At 51.6% G+C, this 15,563-nt stretch carries 20 protein-coding genes; 1 reads left to right on the plus strand and 19 read right to left on the minus strand.

What is annotated here, in order from left to right:
* Nucleotides 1-11: 11 nt before the first annotated feature.
* The 19 genes from ACGTIC_RS00415 to ACGTIC_RS00505 all read right to left on the minus strand — a co-directional run bounded on the left by ACGTIC_RS00415 (nucleotide 12) and on the right by ACGTIC_RS00505 (nucleotide 14,270).
* Nucleotides 12-1,490 (minus strand): aldehyde dehydrogenase family protein, encoded by a 1,479-nt coding sequence (locus ACGTIC_RS00415; RefSeq protein ID WP_113856417.1) that lies wholly within the window; start codon nucleotides 1,488-1,490, stop codon nucleotides 12-14.
* Between the two features lie 171 nt (nucleotides 1,491-1,661).
* On the minus strand, nucleotides 1,662-2,339 hold the full coding sequence (locus ACGTIC_RS00420; protein ID WP_075581632.1) for a TVP38/TMEM64 family protein: 678 nt from the start codon (nucleotides 2,337-2,339) through the stop codon (nucleotides 1,662-1,664).
* A gap of 20 nt (nucleotides 2,340-2,359) precedes the next feature.
* Nucleotides 2,360-2,620 (minus strand): hypothetical protein, encoded by a 261-nt coding sequence (locus ACGTIC_RS00425; RefSeq protein ID WP_113856418.1) that lies wholly within the window; start codon nucleotides 2,618-2,620, stop codon nucleotides 2,360-2,362.
* A gap of 116 nt (nucleotides 2,621-2,736) precedes the next feature.
* The gene (locus ACGTIC_RS00430) at nucleotides 2,737-3,159 is read right to left on the minus strand and encodes a hypothetical protein (RefSeq protein ID WP_059076488.1); all 423 of its coding nucleotides are present in this window, start codon (nucleotides 3,157-3,159) and stop codon (nucleotides 2,737-2,739) included.
* Nucleotides 3,156-3,581 (minus strand): GNAT family N-acetyltransferase, encoded by a 426-nt coding sequence (locus tag ACGTIC_RS00435; RefSeq protein WP_059076487.1) that lies wholly within the window; start codon nucleotides 3,579-3,581, stop codon nucleotides 3,156-3,158. Before ACGTIC_RS00435 ends, ACGTIC_RS00430 begins: the two co-directional genes overlap by 4 nt.
* Before the next feature lie 395 nt (nucleotides 3,582-3,976).
* Entirely contained in the window at nucleotides 3,977-5,419 is a 1,443-nt protein-coding gene (locus ACGTIC_RS00440) for an ATP-binding protein (protein WP_170087095.1), read from the minus strand.
* Between the two features lie 174 nt (nucleotides 5,420-5,593).
* Nucleotides 5,594-6,736, minus strand: coding sequence for an SLC13 family permease (locus ACGTIC_RS00445; protein WP_257536576.1), 1,143 nt, complete (start codon nucleotides 6,734-6,736; stop codon nucleotides 5,594-5,596).
* 249 nt (nucleotides 6,737-6,985) lie between these two features.
* The gene (gene rplL, locus ACGTIC_RS00450) at nucleotides 6,986-7,354 is read right to left on the minus strand and encodes a 50S ribosomal protein L7/L12 (protein WP_059076486.1); all 369 of its coding nucleotides are present in this window, start codon (nucleotides 7,352-7,354) and stop codon (nucleotides 6,986-6,988) included.
* A 55-nt stretch (nucleotides 7,355-7,409) separates the two neighbouring features.
* Nucleotides 7,410-7,967 (minus strand): 50S ribosomal protein L10, encoded by a 558-nt coding sequence (gene rplJ, locus ACGTIC_RS00455; protein WP_075581635.1) that lies wholly within the window; start codon nucleotides 7,965-7,967, stop codon nucleotides 7,410-7,412.
* 175 nt (nucleotides 7,968-8,142) lie between these two features.
* Nucleotides 8,143-8,856 (minus strand): 50S ribosomal protein L1, encoded by a 714-nt coding sequence (gene rplA / locus ACGTIC_RS00460; protein ID WP_059076484.1) that lies wholly within the window; start codon nucleotides 8,854-8,856, stop codon nucleotides 8,143-8,145.
* Nucleotides 8,857-8,919: 63 nt separating this feature from the next.
* A complete protein-coding gene (gene rplK, locus ACGTIC_RS00465) occupies nucleotides 8,920-9,345 on the minus strand; it encodes a 50S ribosomal protein L11 (RefSeq protein ID WP_059076483.1) in 426 nt (141 codons plus the stop codon).
* A gap of 87 nt (nucleotides 9,346-9,432) precedes the next feature.
* Complete coding sequence (gene nusG / locus ACGTIC_RS00470; RefSeq protein ID WP_059076482.1) at nucleotides 9,433-9,975, minus strand: transcription termination/antitermination protein NusG; 543 nt, start codon at nucleotides 9,973-9,975, stop codon at nucleotides 9,433-9,435.
* A gap of 15 nt (nucleotides 9,976-9,990) precedes the next feature.
* Complete coding sequence (secE, locus tag ACGTIC_RS00475; protein WP_059076481.1) at nucleotides 9,991-10,224, minus strand: preprotein translocase subunit SecE; 234 nt, start codon at nucleotides 10,222-10,224, stop codon at nucleotides 9,991-9,993.
* A 46-nt stretch (nucleotides 10,225-10,270) separates the two neighbouring features.
* Complete coding sequence (gene rpmG / locus ACGTIC_RS00480; protein WP_014015374.1) at nucleotides 10,271-10,420, minus strand: 50S ribosomal protein L33; 150 nt, start codon at nucleotides 10,418-10,420, stop codon at nucleotides 10,271-10,273.
* A 223-nt stretch (nucleotides 10,421-10,643) separates the two neighbouring features.
* Nucleotides 10,644-11,855, minus strand: a complete 1,212-nt coding sequence (locus tag ACGTIC_RS00485; RefSeq protein WP_257536577.1) for a L,D-transpeptidase — start codon at nucleotides 11,853-11,855, stop codon at nucleotides 10,644-10,646.
* A 127-nt stretch (nucleotides 11,856-11,982) separates the two neighbouring features.
* Complete coding sequence (locus tag ACGTIC_RS00490; protein ID WP_113856419.1) at nucleotides 11,983-12,459, minus strand: hypothetical protein; 477 nt, start codon at nucleotides 12,457-12,459, stop codon at nucleotides 11,983-11,985.
* Nucleotides 12,460-12,578: 119 nt separating this feature from the next.
* The gene (locus ACGTIC_RS00495; protein ID WP_072235727.1) at nucleotides 12,579-12,785 is read right to left on the minus strand and encodes a type II toxin-antitoxin system RelB/DinJ family antitoxin; all 207 of its coding nucleotides are present in this window, start codon (nucleotides 12,783-12,785) and stop codon (nucleotides 12,579-12,581) included.
* Nucleotides 12,769-13,830: a nicotinate-nucleotide--dimethylbenzimidazole phosphoribosyltransferase gene (locus ACGTIC_RS00500; protein ID WP_113856420.1), complete on the minus strand. Its 1,062-nt coding sequence runs from the start codon at nucleotides 13,828-13,830 to the stop codon at nucleotides 12,769-12,771. The genes ACGTIC_RS00495 and ACGTIC_RS00500 overlap by 17 nt, the downstream gene beginning before the upstream one ends.
* On the minus strand, nucleotides 13,827-14,270 hold the full coding sequence (locus tag ACGTIC_RS00505; RefSeq protein WP_113856421.1) for an acyl-CoA thioesterase: 444 nt from the start codon (nucleotides 14,268-14,270) through the stop codon (nucleotides 13,827-13,829). The genes ACGTIC_RS00500 and ACGTIC_RS00505 overlap by 4 nt, the downstream gene beginning before the upstream one ends.
* 148 nt (nucleotides 14,271-14,418) lie before the next feature.
* Between ACGTIC_RS00505 and ACGTIC_RS00510 the strand changes: the two genes are divergently transcribed.
* On the plus strand, nucleotides 14,419-15,438 hold the full coding sequence (locus ACGTIC_RS00510) for a LacI family DNA-binding transcriptional regulator (protein WP_113856422.1): 1,020 nt from the start codon (nucleotides 14,419-14,421) through the stop codon (nucleotides 15,436-15,438).
* The last annotated feature ends 125 nt before the right edge of the window (nucleotides 15,439-15,563 follow it).

Consider the following 15,563-nt stretch of genomic DNA (forward strand, 5'->3'; position numbering starts at 1 on the left):
CCCCTTTCCTATCACTCATATAATCCCGACGGCGTTTCCGCAAGGTTGATATAGATGTTTTTAGTCTGCATGTAGTGCCGCATGGTCGTCTTGTCCGTTTCGCGGCCGATGCCGGAAAGCTTGTAACCGCCAAAAGGCGTACCTGCCGGCAGTGCATTGTACGTATTGACCCACATACGGCCCGTTTCTACGGCTTTGGCAACCCGCAGGGCCCGGTTGATATCGCGGGTCCAGACGGCGCCGCCCAGGCCGTATACGCTGTCATTGGCCATAGCGACGACTTCCGCTTCATCCGTGAAGGGGATGATGCAGACGACGGGCCCGAAGATTTCTTCCTGGGCAATGCGCATGTCGTTTCTGACATCGGCAAAGATGGTCGGTTCGACGAAACTGCCCTTTTCCAGTCCCGGAGCCGACGCTTTCTTACCGCCGCAGACGAGGCGCGCTCCTTCCTGCTTCCCGATTTCAATATATTCGAGGATTTTCTTTACCTGCCGTTCGTCGATCTGCGATCCCATCTGGGTCGTTTCTTCCCAGGGCAGGCCAACGCGGATGCGGCGGAAGCGGTCAGCCAGTTCGGAGACGAACTTATCGTAAATGCCTTTTTGGACGAAAATACGCGATCCGGCGCAGCATACCTGTCCCTGATTGAAGAGGATGCCCAGCTGGGCTCCATCCATAGCCATATCCCAGTCGCAGTCGTCAAAGAAAATATTGGCCGATTTGCCGCCCAGTTCCAGCGTGGCAGGAATCAGTTTCTTCATAGCCGCATCATAAACATCGCGGCCGATTTCCGTCGATCCCGTAAAGGCCAATTTCTGGATGTCGGGATGATCGAGGATGTACTGACCGGCCCGGGAACCCTTGCCAGTAATGACGTTGACCACGCCCGGTGGCAGGACATCGCCAATGAGATGCATCAGTTCGAGGACGCTCAGGGACGTCGAGCTCGACGGCTTGAGGACGATGGTACAGCCTGCTGCCAGGGCCGGTGCCAGTTTCCACGCCGCCATGAGGAAGGGGAAATTCCAGGGGATGATCTGGCCGACGACACCAATTGGTTCATGGACGACGAGACTCAGCGTATGGTCATCGATGACCGCTGCCCGGCCGTCTTCACTGCGGACGACGCCGGCAAAATAACGGAAATGATCGACCGCCAGAGGAATATCGATGTTCTTCGTTTCCCTGATAGGCTTGCCGTTATCCAGCGTTTCTACCATAGCCAGCATATCGGCATTTTTTTCGATGATATCGGCAATGGCAAGGAGCAGGTCCTGCCGCTTCTGGGGCGACACGGTTTTCCAGGCGGGGAATGCTTTATGAGCCGCTGCTACGGCCGCGTTGACATCGTCTTTCGTCGCTTCGGCACACTCGGCCAGCTTCGTCCCGTCGGCAGGGTTGTACGCTGCAAATCGGGCGCCATCACTGGCAGGGACCCATTTGCCATCAATATATAAATCATAAGAGGAGTGCGGTACGGTATACATAAAAAACACTTCCTTTCTGAACAGAATTTATCCTGTTAAACGTTTGTGATAATTATTTTAATTAGAAAATTATTATTTATTACACATAAAGAATATCACACATATAGAAATAAGTCAATGGATTCACGTTTTTAAATCACATTGACTTATTTCCTGATATAGTTTAAATATTTAGTTTTTATGTTTCCATGTATGCCACGTATAACCTGCCAAGAGTGCCATGATTAGTACGCCTCCAGCGGCCAGCCGCAGGTCATGCCAGTCAAAGCGGATGAGGCCATATCCCATCCAGACCTCGATGCAGATGGCCAGGAATTTTCCGGCTATGGTCGCTATACCGTGCTCCGTAAAGCCGATGCGGCTCAGGGCACACAGGGCCGTAATGGCAAAATTGGGCGAATAGGGAATGGCCCGCAGGAAGAAGGCCGTCCGGGCGGTAATGTGCCGGTTGAGGCGGGCGACGAAGCGGCTGCGCGCCACGAGGCGGCGGGCCGTGCGGCGGAAGACGTAGCGCATGATGACAAAAGCCAGCACATTGCCTGCCACCTGTCCAATCCAGGAAATGACAATTCCCGGCAGTATGCCGAAGAGGATGCCATTGACGGTCACAAACTGCACAGACGGCAGGCCGGTCATATTGGTCAGGATGATGAGCAGGATCATGAGCAGGACGGCGGCACTGCCAAAGGAGGCAATATAGGCCGACAAGCCCTGTATATCCCGACTGACCGTAAGCTGCCACAGCGTGCTGTAAAATGCCGGGATCATCACATAAATCCCGAGAAAAATCCCGGCGATGACGACCGCCATGAGCGGCTTGATTACTTTTTCTGCCTGTACCTGGTTCATGCTATCTTCTCATTTCTTTTTTATGATATACGACCTGCAGCGGCTCCGGCCGGTTGACCTGGAAAACACTGGCCATTACCAGCAATCAGCAGAATCAATCCGGCAAAAAAGAAGCGGATTCCTGCAAAGACTACTTTACTGCCCAGGTCATTCCCGATTCCGATATAGCCGTACCCAGCCTTAATCAGGGGATAAGCCAGGGGCCAGCCGATAGCACACAGCAATGCCAGCCAGGGACACCATGCATGGCTGCGGAATAAAGAATACTTTGTGTCTTTCACTATGATGCCACCTTTCCCATCCATTATACCAGATAAAAGCAATCTTCGCCCCTGAAACGTGTATCTTGACATTATCAGAGAAGAGCCGTTCAAGGTTATAGCCGGTTCGTCGTGCTTCATGGACGCAGGAAAAAGATGCCCGCCAGGCACAGGATGATGCCGATGATCTGCCGGGGCAGCAGGATGTCTTTATACAGCAGGACACCTATGCCTGCCAAGAGGAGCGCCACGCTGACATTAGCCAGGAGAGAAGCTATACTGATTTTCCAGCCAGCCCGGTATAGCAGGATATAGCCAAATTCGACGGCTACCAGCGTCAGTCCCCAGGCAGCACTCGCCCAGTTTATAGTCTGCAGATCCTGCCGCAGCGAAGGTCCTGTCACCACGTACGCAGCGGCACACAGGAGAAAACTGACCAGGTAGGTCATACTGAGGGCCAGAAAAGGCGGAGCCGTCACCGGCGTTGCCTTGGCTATCATGTGATAGCCTATATTGCCCACGACGACAATAAGAAGGGGAATCCAGTACATCAGACTCATTCTATCAGCTCCTTTTCCATATGGATGTGAGGACAATATTCATCCAGATATTCGTCACCCGATGCGGTAAATCCCAATTTTTCATAAAACGGACGTACCCGTACCTGTGCCGACAGGGCCAGCCGTTTCACCTGGCGGCCGCGCAGCCATGCTTCCGCTTCCCGTACGAGCCGCTCCCCGTACTGCCTGCCCCGGCAGGACTTCCGCACGGCCAGCCGGCCCAGTATATACACATCGGGATCATCGGATGAAAAGAGGCGGCAGCAGCCAGCGGCCTGCTCATTTTCATATAATACCAGATGCCAGGCTATGGAATCGGTATCATCAAATTCATGACAAAATCCCTGTTCTTCTACAAATACCTCCTGCCGGATGACCCGGGCGTCCTGTGAAAGTCCCTGCTGCATACGTATGTAAATCATGATACTCCCTCCTAAAAAAACAGAGGTGTCCAGGAATTGTCTTATAGCATGCAACCCATGCCGTACCTACGACAACTCCCAGACACCTCATTTCTTCTGTCCGGTGACAGAAGCGGTGTTCATATGAAATTCGCTTTATTCTAACATATCCTGTCATCTTCGTCAATACAAATACGAATCGTATAACCAGACAAACAGGACCAGTACCAGCAGATAGGCCTTTCTGATGGACGCAGACCGTTCCGATACTTCTTGTAACGCTATATGATTCTCTCTTTTTGAGTTTAGTTAGTTGTTTTAGTTTGGTCAGTCATTTGGTTAGTTGTTTTAGTTTAGTCAGCAGAATGGATAAAAGCGGATGCATGTCCCCTGACTGGTGACATGACGGAATAGTATCAGTTGAATCTCACGACCCAGTATCCTTTCCGGTGCGTCCCCATACGTTGAAGACAGCCTTTTTCCTGGAGCTTTTTCATATAATACTTTATCGTACTAAGAGACAGTGATGTCGCTTCAGCAATTTCATGTTGCGTGCCATCCGGTTTCTTTTGAAGATATGACAAAATAACTCTTTCCTTTTCATTTAGTTTTACAGGCATATTCGTTCCCGTTTGGTCAGTTTTCGGGGTTTGGTCAGTTTTTTTAGTTTGGTCACTTGTTTGGTCAGTTATCCGGTACAAGTTAACGCGCAAATCGCCATCAAAATCAATGATTTCCGGTTCCTGCAAACCATAATTCCGGCAATCCCGGAAAATACGGGGAAAACCACTACCCCATTTTTCAATTAAATTCATATAAGCAAACGCATTTGCTAAAGCCCGGTTGCGAATCTTTGAAAACCCTTCTTTCATTTTTTCATGTGTTACGCCGCGCATCAGACTACCTGGAGAAGTAACTTCTAATCGATCTGAAAAAAGGGCTATCTGAACGGATTCCGGCTCCAAATAATTACGATGAACAAGTGCATTGGCAATCAATTCCCGGATGCTGTCCGGAGGTAATTCATAAATATCCTGACGATAGACCCCCTGAAATCTGGCTCCCATATTAATCTTTTCAAGTACATACTGATATGCTTTTTCCACTTGTTCCTGAATCGGTGCATCAATTTCCCGCTTATCGACAAAAACAGCTCTATCGTCTGTCTTAAACACGGCACATTGAACCACCGGAGGATATCCGGCCTGATGTGTCAACATCGCATAGGCATAGGTCGGTATAAGCTGGTCTTTGTTTTCAATCAAAATGCCCCACGAAATGAGTTGATTAATCGTTAACTCCTTGATTCCTTGACGCTGGATATCGGATAATGCGTTTTTTTTAGCCGTTTCACTCATAGAATGGCATAATGCCGTTACATCATATTTCGTGACTTTGAGATTAGGAATAGGCTGTTGATCAAAAAACTTATTTTCTCCTTCCAAAAGTAACTCCTGTAGAATCGCCCGGTCCGCCAGACGCGTTGTTCCAGCCGTCCGGATATAAGTTCCCTTTACCGGTCCTTTCTTTTTAAGATAATACGGCCTCTGCATTCCAGGAGCAATTTCTAAAATGATAAGCGATTTTCCTTCTATTTCCCGAACAAAAAGATCTGGAATAATCATCGGTTCGCAGCTGTCCGTAACGGCATTGGTAATGGCATCCATCATTTGAAAGAGATCAGCCTGAGGAATCCCAACAACCCGCATCGTTCCATCTTCAACCCCAAATACGATCCGTCCACCATCACCATTGGCAAAGGCAACAACAGACTTCATATATTTCTGACTGTCTTCAGGAACCCTTTCCTTATATTCTACATTCTTAGATTCTCCATGAAGTGATAAATCTTTTTCCATTCCTACTGCCGCCTCCCTTTACGCTCATTGTATCAGATTATGATTTTTTCGACAACAAAGCGGTCCCCCAGTATTGCAGGGAAGGGGGCACAGGCCGTAAAACAAACCGGTTCGCTGGACAATGGGGATTTCCGTCCCTGTAATAAGCGTTGTCGCCTATTGACGCCGTCCTGGTTATAGCCCCATCTGATGACAGAACCAGACAAACAGGACCAGTACCAGCAGATAGGCCAGGTTGAGCAGGGTAAACAATTTCAGATACCATCCCTGCCACCGGGGACAGGCCCGGACGAACATGCCATAGGAAATGAGGCTGGCCATGGATGCCACCAGCGTTCCCAGACCGCCTATATCGGTCCCCAGCAGGAGTGCCCCTGCATTGCCGGTAAAGCCCGACAGAAGGACGGCAGCCGGTACATTGCTGATGATCTGACTGGCGGTAAGAGCGATGAGAAACTCGTGACCGGCCAGATATCCCGTCAATATCTCCCGGAAAGCCGTCAGCTGGCTCATGTTGCCGATGAGGACGAAAAAAGCCACAAAGGTGCCCAAAAGCCGGTAATCAACGTAGCGGAAATACTGCGGCCGGGTCAGGAAGGTGACAACGGCGACCATGACCAGGGTAAGGCGGTAATCAAGGACGTGGGCCACCGTGAGCAGGGAAAGGAAGAACATCCCTCCCAGAAGCCAGAGCTGCCGTGGCGGCGCCAGTACAGGCATATTCCGGGTGCGCCGGGCAGCCAGCCGCACCGACACGGGAATGGGCGTTCCCGGCAGCAGAAAGACCGACAGGGCCAGCAGCACGAAAGATACGAGTGTATACGGCAGGAGAAGCTCCAGAAAGGTTACCAGATCCATGCCGTAATAGAAATAGAGATAGAGATTCTGCGGATTTCCCACAGGCGTACACATACTGCCCAGATTGGCCGCCAGCGTCTGCAGGACGATGACCAGGGCCATCTGCTTCTCTCTGGAAATCCGGGGCAGGGCCATCAGGGAAAACGGCACAAAGGTCAGGAGGGACACGTCATTGGTCACCCACATGCTGACAAAGAAACAGGCAAAAATGAGGACGGCAGCCAGCTGGCGCATCGTGTCCAGCCGGAGGAGAAGGCGCGCCAGTACCGCTGCAAAGACGCCGCTCTCCCGCAGGCCGCCGATGACGATCATGAGACAGAACAAAACAGCAAGTACGGGCATATTGATATACCCGGCATAGGCTGCCGTCGGCGGCACGGCAATCATCGATACCAGCGCCGCTGTCCATGCCAGAAACAGAACCATATTCTCTCGTATCATCTGTCCGATAGACCTCATTTTCCACTTCTCCTCTGTCCCGTTTTCCTATCCATATACACAGGAATAATCTCTAAATTATACTACAAAACGGAGATTCATGAAACAGGTTGCAGGAAGGGAAAGATAGTTTGATGTTTGAAGTTTGATGAAGGGATAGCAGTCAGCAGCTGGTGGCGTTGGATTCCTGTCTTTGCTGCTCCCCATGAAAAAAGCTCTGCAAACCGCATGTTCATGCGATTTGCAGAGCTTGTAATTTCACAGAGGAAATTATTTGAGTTCGACGGAAGCGCCAGCTTCTTCGAGTTTAGCTTTGAGAGCTTCAGCGTCAGCTTTGGCAACGCCTTCTTTAACAGCTTTCGGAGCGCCGTCAACGAGAGCTTTAGCGTCTTTCAGGCCGAGGCCGGTTACTTCGCGGACAACTTTGATTACGCCGATTTTCTTTTCACCAGCAGAGGTGAGGATTACGTCGAATTCGGATTTTTCTTCAGCAGGAGCAGCGCCAGCAGCAGGAGCAGCAGCAACAGCAACCGGAGCAGCAGCGGATACGCCGAATTTATCTTCCATAGCTTTTACGAGTTCGGAAAGTTCGAGAACGGTCATGCCTTCAATGGCTTCCATGATTTCTTCTTTAGTCATTTTAAAATACCTCCATAGTATCAGTTTTTAGATTCGTTTGTAATATGTAAGCTAATTAAGCAGATTCCTGTTCTGCTTTTTTAGCACGTACAGCATCAAGCACATAAACCATATTGCGGATGTTGCCCTGGAGTACGTTGACCAGGCCAGAGATAGGGGCCTGCATGCTGCCAACCAATTTGGCGAGGAGTTCTTCGCGGCTCGGCAGGCTTGCCAGAGCTTCGACAGCAGCTGCATCAATAACCTGACCATCGGCGATGCCGGCTTTGACCGTCAGCGCTTCTGTCTTTGTTTCTTTGATGAAGTCTTTCAGGATTTTAGCCGGTGCTACTGTATCTTCAGAAGAATAAGCAATAGCAGTCGGACCTTCGAGAACGGCATCCAGATCGTTGAAACCGAGTTCATCGGCAGCGATACGGGTCAGTGTGTTTTTGACAACTTTGTATTCGACGCCACCTTCACGGAACTTACGGCGGAGTTTCGTGACATCAGCTACGCTGAGGCCGGAGAAACCAACGAAAACAGCACCCTGGGAGGACTGCAGTTTTTCTTTCATTTCTTCTACAACAGCGGCTTTTGCCGGAGAAACCTGATGTTTTGCATACATAGACATGAGTTCGATACACCTCCTTGAACTGGGATTTATATCGTCTTAGCAATAAAAACGGTCCCATGTACGACTGACATGAGACCGAACTAGTCAAATTGAAATACCTGCTAGTTTCATAGCCTCAGATGGCGGACCTTAGTCCATTATACATACCTTCAGTCTACAGCTAAGAGAGATATTATTTTTCTTCTTTGACAGCACCTTTGATGCTGTACTGGTTGATGTGGATGCCAGGGCCCATCGTGGAGCTTACGGTGATGGATTTGATATACTGGCCTTTTGCACCCGACGGTTTTACTTTGATGAGAGTATCAACGAGAGTTGTCAGGTTTTCCACTAATTTATCTGCATCGAAAGATTTCTTGCCGATAGGGGAATGAATATTGCCGGCTTTATCCGTGCGGTATTCGACCTTACCTGCTTTACTTTCGCTAACAGCTTTTGTTACGTCCATCGTAACCGTGCCGACTTTCGGGTTAGGCATGAGGCCTTTCGGGCCGAGGATTTTACCAAGACGGCCGACTTTACCCATCATGTTCGGTGTTGCGATAGCTACGTCAAAATCAAGCCAGCCACCTTTGATCTTTTCGATGAGATCATCAGCACCGACATAGTCAGCGCCGGCAGCCTGAGCTTCTTTTTCTTTGTCGCCCTGAGCAAATACGAGGACAGTCTTGGATTTGCCAATACCATGGGGCAGAACCAGAGCGCCACGAACCTGCTGATCGGCATATTTCGGATCTACGTTGAGGTTGACAGCCAGTTCGACCGTTTCGTCAAATTTGGCTGTATCCATCTTTTTCAAGATGTCGATTGCTTCCGTCACGTCATACTGTTTGTATTTATCAAACAGTTTGGCGGCTTCTGCATATTTCTTGCCTACTTTTGCCATCTAACTTTTTCCTCCTTTGTGGTTTAGCGGGGATTGACCCCTTCCACGGGACTGAACCGGCGATTAATCGACGATTTCAATACCCATGCTGCGGGCAGTGCCTTCAATCATTTTCATAGCAGCTTCAACGTCGTTGGCGTTGAGGTCCGGCATCTTAGTCGTTGCAATTTCGCGGACTTTGTCGCGGCCCAGTTTAGCTACTTTTTTCTTGTTCGGTTCGCCCGAAGCTTTTTCCAGACCTGCGGCTTTCTTCAGGAGAACAGCTGCCGGCGGAGTTTTCGTAATGAACGTGAAGGAACGGTCTTCATATACAGTGATTTCGACAGGGATAATGAAGCCAGCCTGTTTAGCTGTACGTTCGTTGAATTCCTTGACGAATGCCATAATGTTGACACCAGCCTGGCCTAATGCAGGGCCAATCGGAGGCGCCGGAGTTGCTTTACCAGCTTCACACTGGAGTTTTACCATTCTTGCTACTTTTTTTGCCATGGTGAGTTACACCTCCTTACGTTACAAGATGTGGTCAGACGATTCATGAGAATCTCCCACTCGCGGCAGATGCCGCATTAGAAGTATTTATTCCAGACTTTTCTCGATTTGAGAATAGTCAACTTCTACTGAAGTTTCACGGCCAAACATATCAATGAGGCCTTTGAGGGTGCCTTTTTCATCATTGATTTCCGTAATGGTAGCAATGAAGTTTTCAAAAGGACCGGATGTAATGCGGACCTGTTCCCCTACTTCTACAGAAATATGGACCTTCGGTTCGCTTTCGTCGATGCCCTGAGACTTGAGGATGCGTTTTACTTCCTCCGGATTCAGCGGAATCGGCTTGGTGGCCGAACCGACAAAACCCGTTACGCCAGGTGTATTGCGGACGACATACCAGGAACGGTCGTTGACTTCCATTTCAACCAGGACATAGCCGGGGAAAATCTTGCGTTTCACCACGTGCTTCTTGCCGTCCTTGATATCGACTTCGTCTTCCATCGGCACGAGAATGCGGTTAATCACATTTTCCAGTCCCATGGATTTGACCTTCCGTTCCAGCGTCTGCATTACTTTATTTTCATAACCGGAATACGTATGGATGACATACCATTTCTTATCAGTTTCCATCTATGCACGGGCCTCCTATCCGACAACGATTCGGAGTAACCGGAACAATTGGGCAAATACACCGTCCGAAACAGCGATGATAGCCATGACGACAATGGTTGCTACGATGACCATGACGGTATAATTGATCAATTCTTTTTTCGTCGGCCAGATGACCTTCTTTAACTCCACTTTGACGCCGTGGAGGAATTTGCCGTTCGCATCCTTTTTCTTATTCTTTTGTGCTTTCTTTGATGCTGTAGCTGCCATATAACCTCTCACATTCAAATAAGACTAAGCACATCTTATTTCAAACTTATTTCGTTTCTTTGTGTAATGTTTCTTTTTTGCAGAACGGGCAATATTTTTTGAGTTCCAGACGATCCGGATTGTTCTTCTTATTTTTGTTTGTCCGATAGTTACGCTGTTTGCATTCTGTGCATGCCAATGTGATAGCTGTACGCATTCCTTACACCTCTCTTAAATCATAGTAAAAGCCTGCATCGTGCGCAGGACCGCTTATATAATGTACCATACCCGGCAGGCTAAGTCAAGAAAAAATGTGGTAACTTAAAAAAGCTAGGTGAAACTGCACACCTAACTTTTCAAAGTATATCACAGATATAGATTCGTTGTCAATATTCGGCGTCACCATTCATGACAGGCCGCCAGAACCGCCCGGAAGCGGCCTATTTCACTTTTGCCGCACCCTTCTGGCTGCTATCGCCGTAGAGTGTCACCGCCGGCCGGGACTGCATCCGGTATACGAGGTCGGCTCCCAGTCCGCCCGTAAGGCCGTAGAGGTTCTGGGCCGTCGCGGCATCGAGATAGACCACGTCGCTGCGGACAATACCCGTACCCGTGCCGTGGTTCGTCCGCAGCGACTGGGACGCGCCGCTCCATTCGGCTTCCGTATGGGTCGCCGTCGAGAGGGCGAAGGCCGGCAGCCAGATGACTCCGTCTTTTCCCAGGGCCCGTTTGGGCTGTTTCTTCCCATTGACGTACAAATCATAGGCCTTGGCCACGTAGGTCGGATTGCCGTCGGAAGCGGCGATCTTGCTGGCAATAGCCGCCGGTTCGGCAAAATCCTGGACGCCATAGCCGGCCAGGGCCTTCTTGACATCCTGTACAGACACAGTCTGCCAGCCGTATCCGTCAGGATAAATATAATAGGAAATCGTATGGTCGGCGTCGCGGTCGATGACGATGCGGTCGTAATATATATCGACAGCCGTGCCGACACTGACCCGGTCATAGAGATCTTCTACATCTTCTTCATGCATGCGCACACAGCCGTTGGAGACATAGCCGCCGATGGAATCGGGCCGGTTCGTCCCATGAATGCCATAATTGCCAAAAAGCCCGAGCCAGCGGTAGCCCAGGGGGCAGTCCGGGCCGGAGCCGATGCTCACGCCCGAGTCGGGGTCGGTCCAGGTCGGATTCAGGATTTTTTCACTGACCGAATAATACCCCGTCGGCGTCGGCGTACTGACTTTGCCTACCCCTACGGGATACATACAGATAGGCGTCTTCCCTTCATAGAGCGTCAGGATACGGCTGGCCAGATTGAGCATGATCTTCTTTTCCCGGGACACCTGCGGTCCCTCTGCCGGCACCGTCGATGTAACCGATACGGCCGTCGTGGGGGATGGCGAAGCCGGAGACGCTGCTGCACCCGTCGTAGGTGTCACGGTCACCACTGCCGCCGGAGCGGCCTTGCCGTCAGCGCGCCCGCCGGATGGCGCCTGTTCGTTCAGGCTCTCTTCGGTACGCTGCGAAAAATGAGTCGGGACGGTCCGCAATGCCGTTTCTCCTGCCGGGGCCGTGTCTGTGCCGGCCGCCCATGCGCTCCCTGCCGACAGGGCCAGCGCACAAAGTGCTGTCATTATGGTCTTACGCAATCTCCATTCCTCTTTTCCTGGCAGCCCGGACAGCCTGACGGGCTGCCCCTGCCCATATTAGTCTTTTGTTTTATTATACCATACGCAAAGCCTTGCCCGGTAGCCGTATACGCGCAATTTCATCTTTTTAATTAACCCGGGCGCTGATGCTGACGATGAAGAAATTCTGCACGTCAAAGGCCAGCTGTTCTCCATCGGTGCCGTCATACACGTAGAGGGATTTATCATTGAAATTGTAAATATGGTCAGCTGTCCCATACTTGTCGGAAAGGACACTGGCTTCCATCCCGACCGTGACCCCATCAGGCGTCGCCAGATTATCCGTCGTGCAGGTGACGGCCACGGCCTGGCTGCCAGCGCCATCAAAGCCGATGATATAGCCGTTATTGTAATTGTACTCCAGATACGTCTGATCGCCGTTACTGCCCGATTCCTGGCTCGTCGGCGCGCCATATACGCTTTCGACATAGTCCGGTGTACACCCCGGGCCGACACCGCCGATGGCGATGCGGTCGTTGGAAATCTGGGCCGACGCGACAGAAGATATCATACAGGCCGCTCCCAGGACGAGAGCAAAGGCCCCAAGCTTTACACGATTGAACACACTATCTACTTCCTTTGTTTGCACTGCATTTTTCTGCACAAAACACTCCCAGAAGAGGCCGGTCGTCTCTTCCGGCAGCACAAAATATTGTAGCACAGAGACGGGGACCCTGCAACGTCTCAGCGGGCATCCCACTCGGCAAAGCGTTCGTTCATGCGCTTCTTCTTTACCCGGGCCGCTCCATTCTGCGCCCGTCCAAAGGGCAGGCGCCCTTCGGCGATGGTCCGTTTATAAAACAAGGTAACGGCCTCTTCTTCGGAAAGCCCCAGCCGGGAAAAAACGGCCCGGGCGTCCTGCCGCACCTCTTCGTCAATGTGAAGTTCCATGATATGATTCTCCTTTCCCTGCCCTTTCGGCATGGCGTTCTTCGGCATCGGCATTGATGCCGTCGAGGGTCGCCATGTGGTCCACCGCATAGAGCATAGACCGCAGGAGGGTCACGGCCAGGACGGCCCCCGTTCCTTCCCCCAGGGAGAGATTGGCCCACAACGGCACATCGTAATCATCGATGCCGGCGGCGTGCAGGGCTACGGACATACCTGCTTCCCGGCTCATGTGCGACGGCAGGGCAAACCGGGAGACCTGGGGCATGAGCTGCACCGCCGCTGCCAGAGCCGCCGCCGTGATGAACCCGTCGATATAAAAGGGGATCCGCTCCCGGGCGCAGGTACACATGGCCGACGCCAGAGCGGCCAGATCAAATCCCCCCACATAGCGCAGGGCATCGGCGGCACCGGAAATGTGCGGTCCGTAGCGGGCGAGGGCATCGCGGATCAGGTCCCGCTTGTGCAGGAGAAGGCGGAAATTGCCCCGGGATGACCCGTAGCCGACCAGACTGGCCGCGTCGCGGGGCGCGATGGCCATGAGGACGGCTGCCGATGTCGTCGTATTGCCGATGCCCATTTCCCCGAAAGACAGGAAATTATACCCGTCGCGCTTCGCCGCCAGCACCCGTTCCCGGCCGGCCGCAAACGCCTGTCGCAGCTCTTCTTCCGTCATGGCCGGTTCCCTGGAAAAATCCTTCGTCCCCCGGGCAATCTTATAATCCAGCCCGACCGCGTCGGGACTGTCGATGCCGACATCGACGACTTCCCAGGGAATCTGGTTGCAGCGGCAGAAACAGGTGACGGCCGACGTACCTTCCACCATATGGCAGCTCTGCATATAGGTGATTTCCGACAGCTGTGCTACCGCCCCGGAACGGCAGATGCCGTTATCTGCGGCAAAAACGATATGCTTTGGCGCAAACCTGCCGGGGAAACAGCCCCAGGCCAGGAAGGCCTTCTTCGCCTGCTCTTCCAGAAGGCCCAGACTGCCCGGCGGCTTGGCCAGGTTGCGCAGCCGTTCCTCTACTTCATCCCCGAATGTCATCGTCTCGTCATCTCCTTATATGCCAGATACTGCTTCTGCCGGCGGGCCATCTCCGGTGGAAGTTCCGCCAGCGTCACACCGTGGGGTACAGCCCGCCCCGTCGCTTCGTCGATGTGGACGAACGACACGAAACACGACGCCGCCACCGGTCCGTCCGGCAGGAGCGAAAGAGTAATATACACGCCGATGCCGCTCGTCCCGGCATGGACGATGGAACTATCTACGCGGATTGTATCCCCCTTATGGACGGGATGAAGGAAGCGCAGGCCGTCCAGCCCCAGACAGACAATATGGGGCGTACGGAGAAAACTCTGTACCGCCAGGAAGGCGCACTCGATCATATAGGACGTGCCCTGCCCGGCGAAGAGCGTATCGTGGGGATTGAGATCCCGGGAAAGGACCATGTGGGCCGATGAAATATGTGCATCAATACCAGTCATACTATTCCTCCCTTCTTTTCATTTCATTATACCATACGGGAGAACGATATAAAAAACGCACCCGTCCCAGACGAGGCCTGTAAAACATCTTGAAAATTCCATTCTTTTATGTCAAAATAGAAGGTGGATTAAAAGGGAGGGGCTTGTATTGTCAACTATCAAAGATATTGCTAAGGAAGCCGGCGTTTCTATCGCTACCGTTTCGATCGTACTGAACGGCAAGGGAAAAGAACGAAAGATTTCCAAAGAAACACAATCCCGCATTTACACCATTGCACAGCAGCTCAATTACGTGCCCAACCAGTCTGCCAAAAAGTTACGGGCCGCCCAGAAAGACAGCTACGCCGTCGCTTTTTACTGGGCCACGGACTTCCGTATCAACTACCTGGCCCGCATCACCCTGGGCATCCAGCAGGAAATCATGAATCTCAAAAAGAACATCCGCCTGACCGTTATTCCCTATAAAGTAGATCACCTGGAAGAACAGATGAAATCGACACAAAACGATTTCTTCAACGGCATCATCATCGCCAACATGTCCAATACGGATATGGAATTTCTCAATACGACCTATGTGCCGCCCTGTCCGGTCGTCTTGTTCAACAGGGAATCGCCGAAATTCAGCAGCGTCACTATGGACAACTATAAAGTCGGCCAGAACGTGGCCCGCCATTTCCTGGCAAAGGGTCTGTTCGACGCAGGCGTCCTGACCCATGACACGACGTTCCCCATCATGCGCCAGTGGATGCAGGGCTTCCTCGACACGTACAAAGAAGAAGGACACCCCATCGGCGAAGACCGGATTTACCTGTGTGAAACGTCGTCGGCCAGCGCCTTTGAAATCTGCAAGCGCCTGGCAGCGGAAGGCACCATGCCCAAAGCCATGTTCTGCGAATCGGACGTACTGGCCCATGGCATGCTCTTTGCCTGCTATGAAACGGGGATTGCCATCCCCCAGGACGTAGAAGTATTTACCATCGGCATCAACATGCCGGAAATCAACGACTACACCGTACCATCCCTGTCGCGCATCGACATCCCCATGGGCGAAATCGGCCAGGAATGCCTGCGCATGACCGTCGATCTCATCGAAAAGAAAGTCCCCAGCCCGACGGTCCTCTTCCTGGAAGGCAAAACGATCATCGGCCAGTCTTCCCCCCTGGGATAAGGGATAGGAAGGGGATAGTTTTCAGTCTGTAGTTTACAGCGGTTAGAAAACCAGCGCGTCCACGCCGGACGCATCAAAAAAAGAGGTTGTCTTAAAGACAACCTCTTTTTTTACTATATTTTCAC

The organism is Megasphaera hexanoica, assembly GCF_043520715.1.
Classification (GTDB): Bacteria; Bacillota; Negativicutes; order Veillonellales; family Megasphaeraceae; genus Megasphaera; species Megasphaera hexanoica.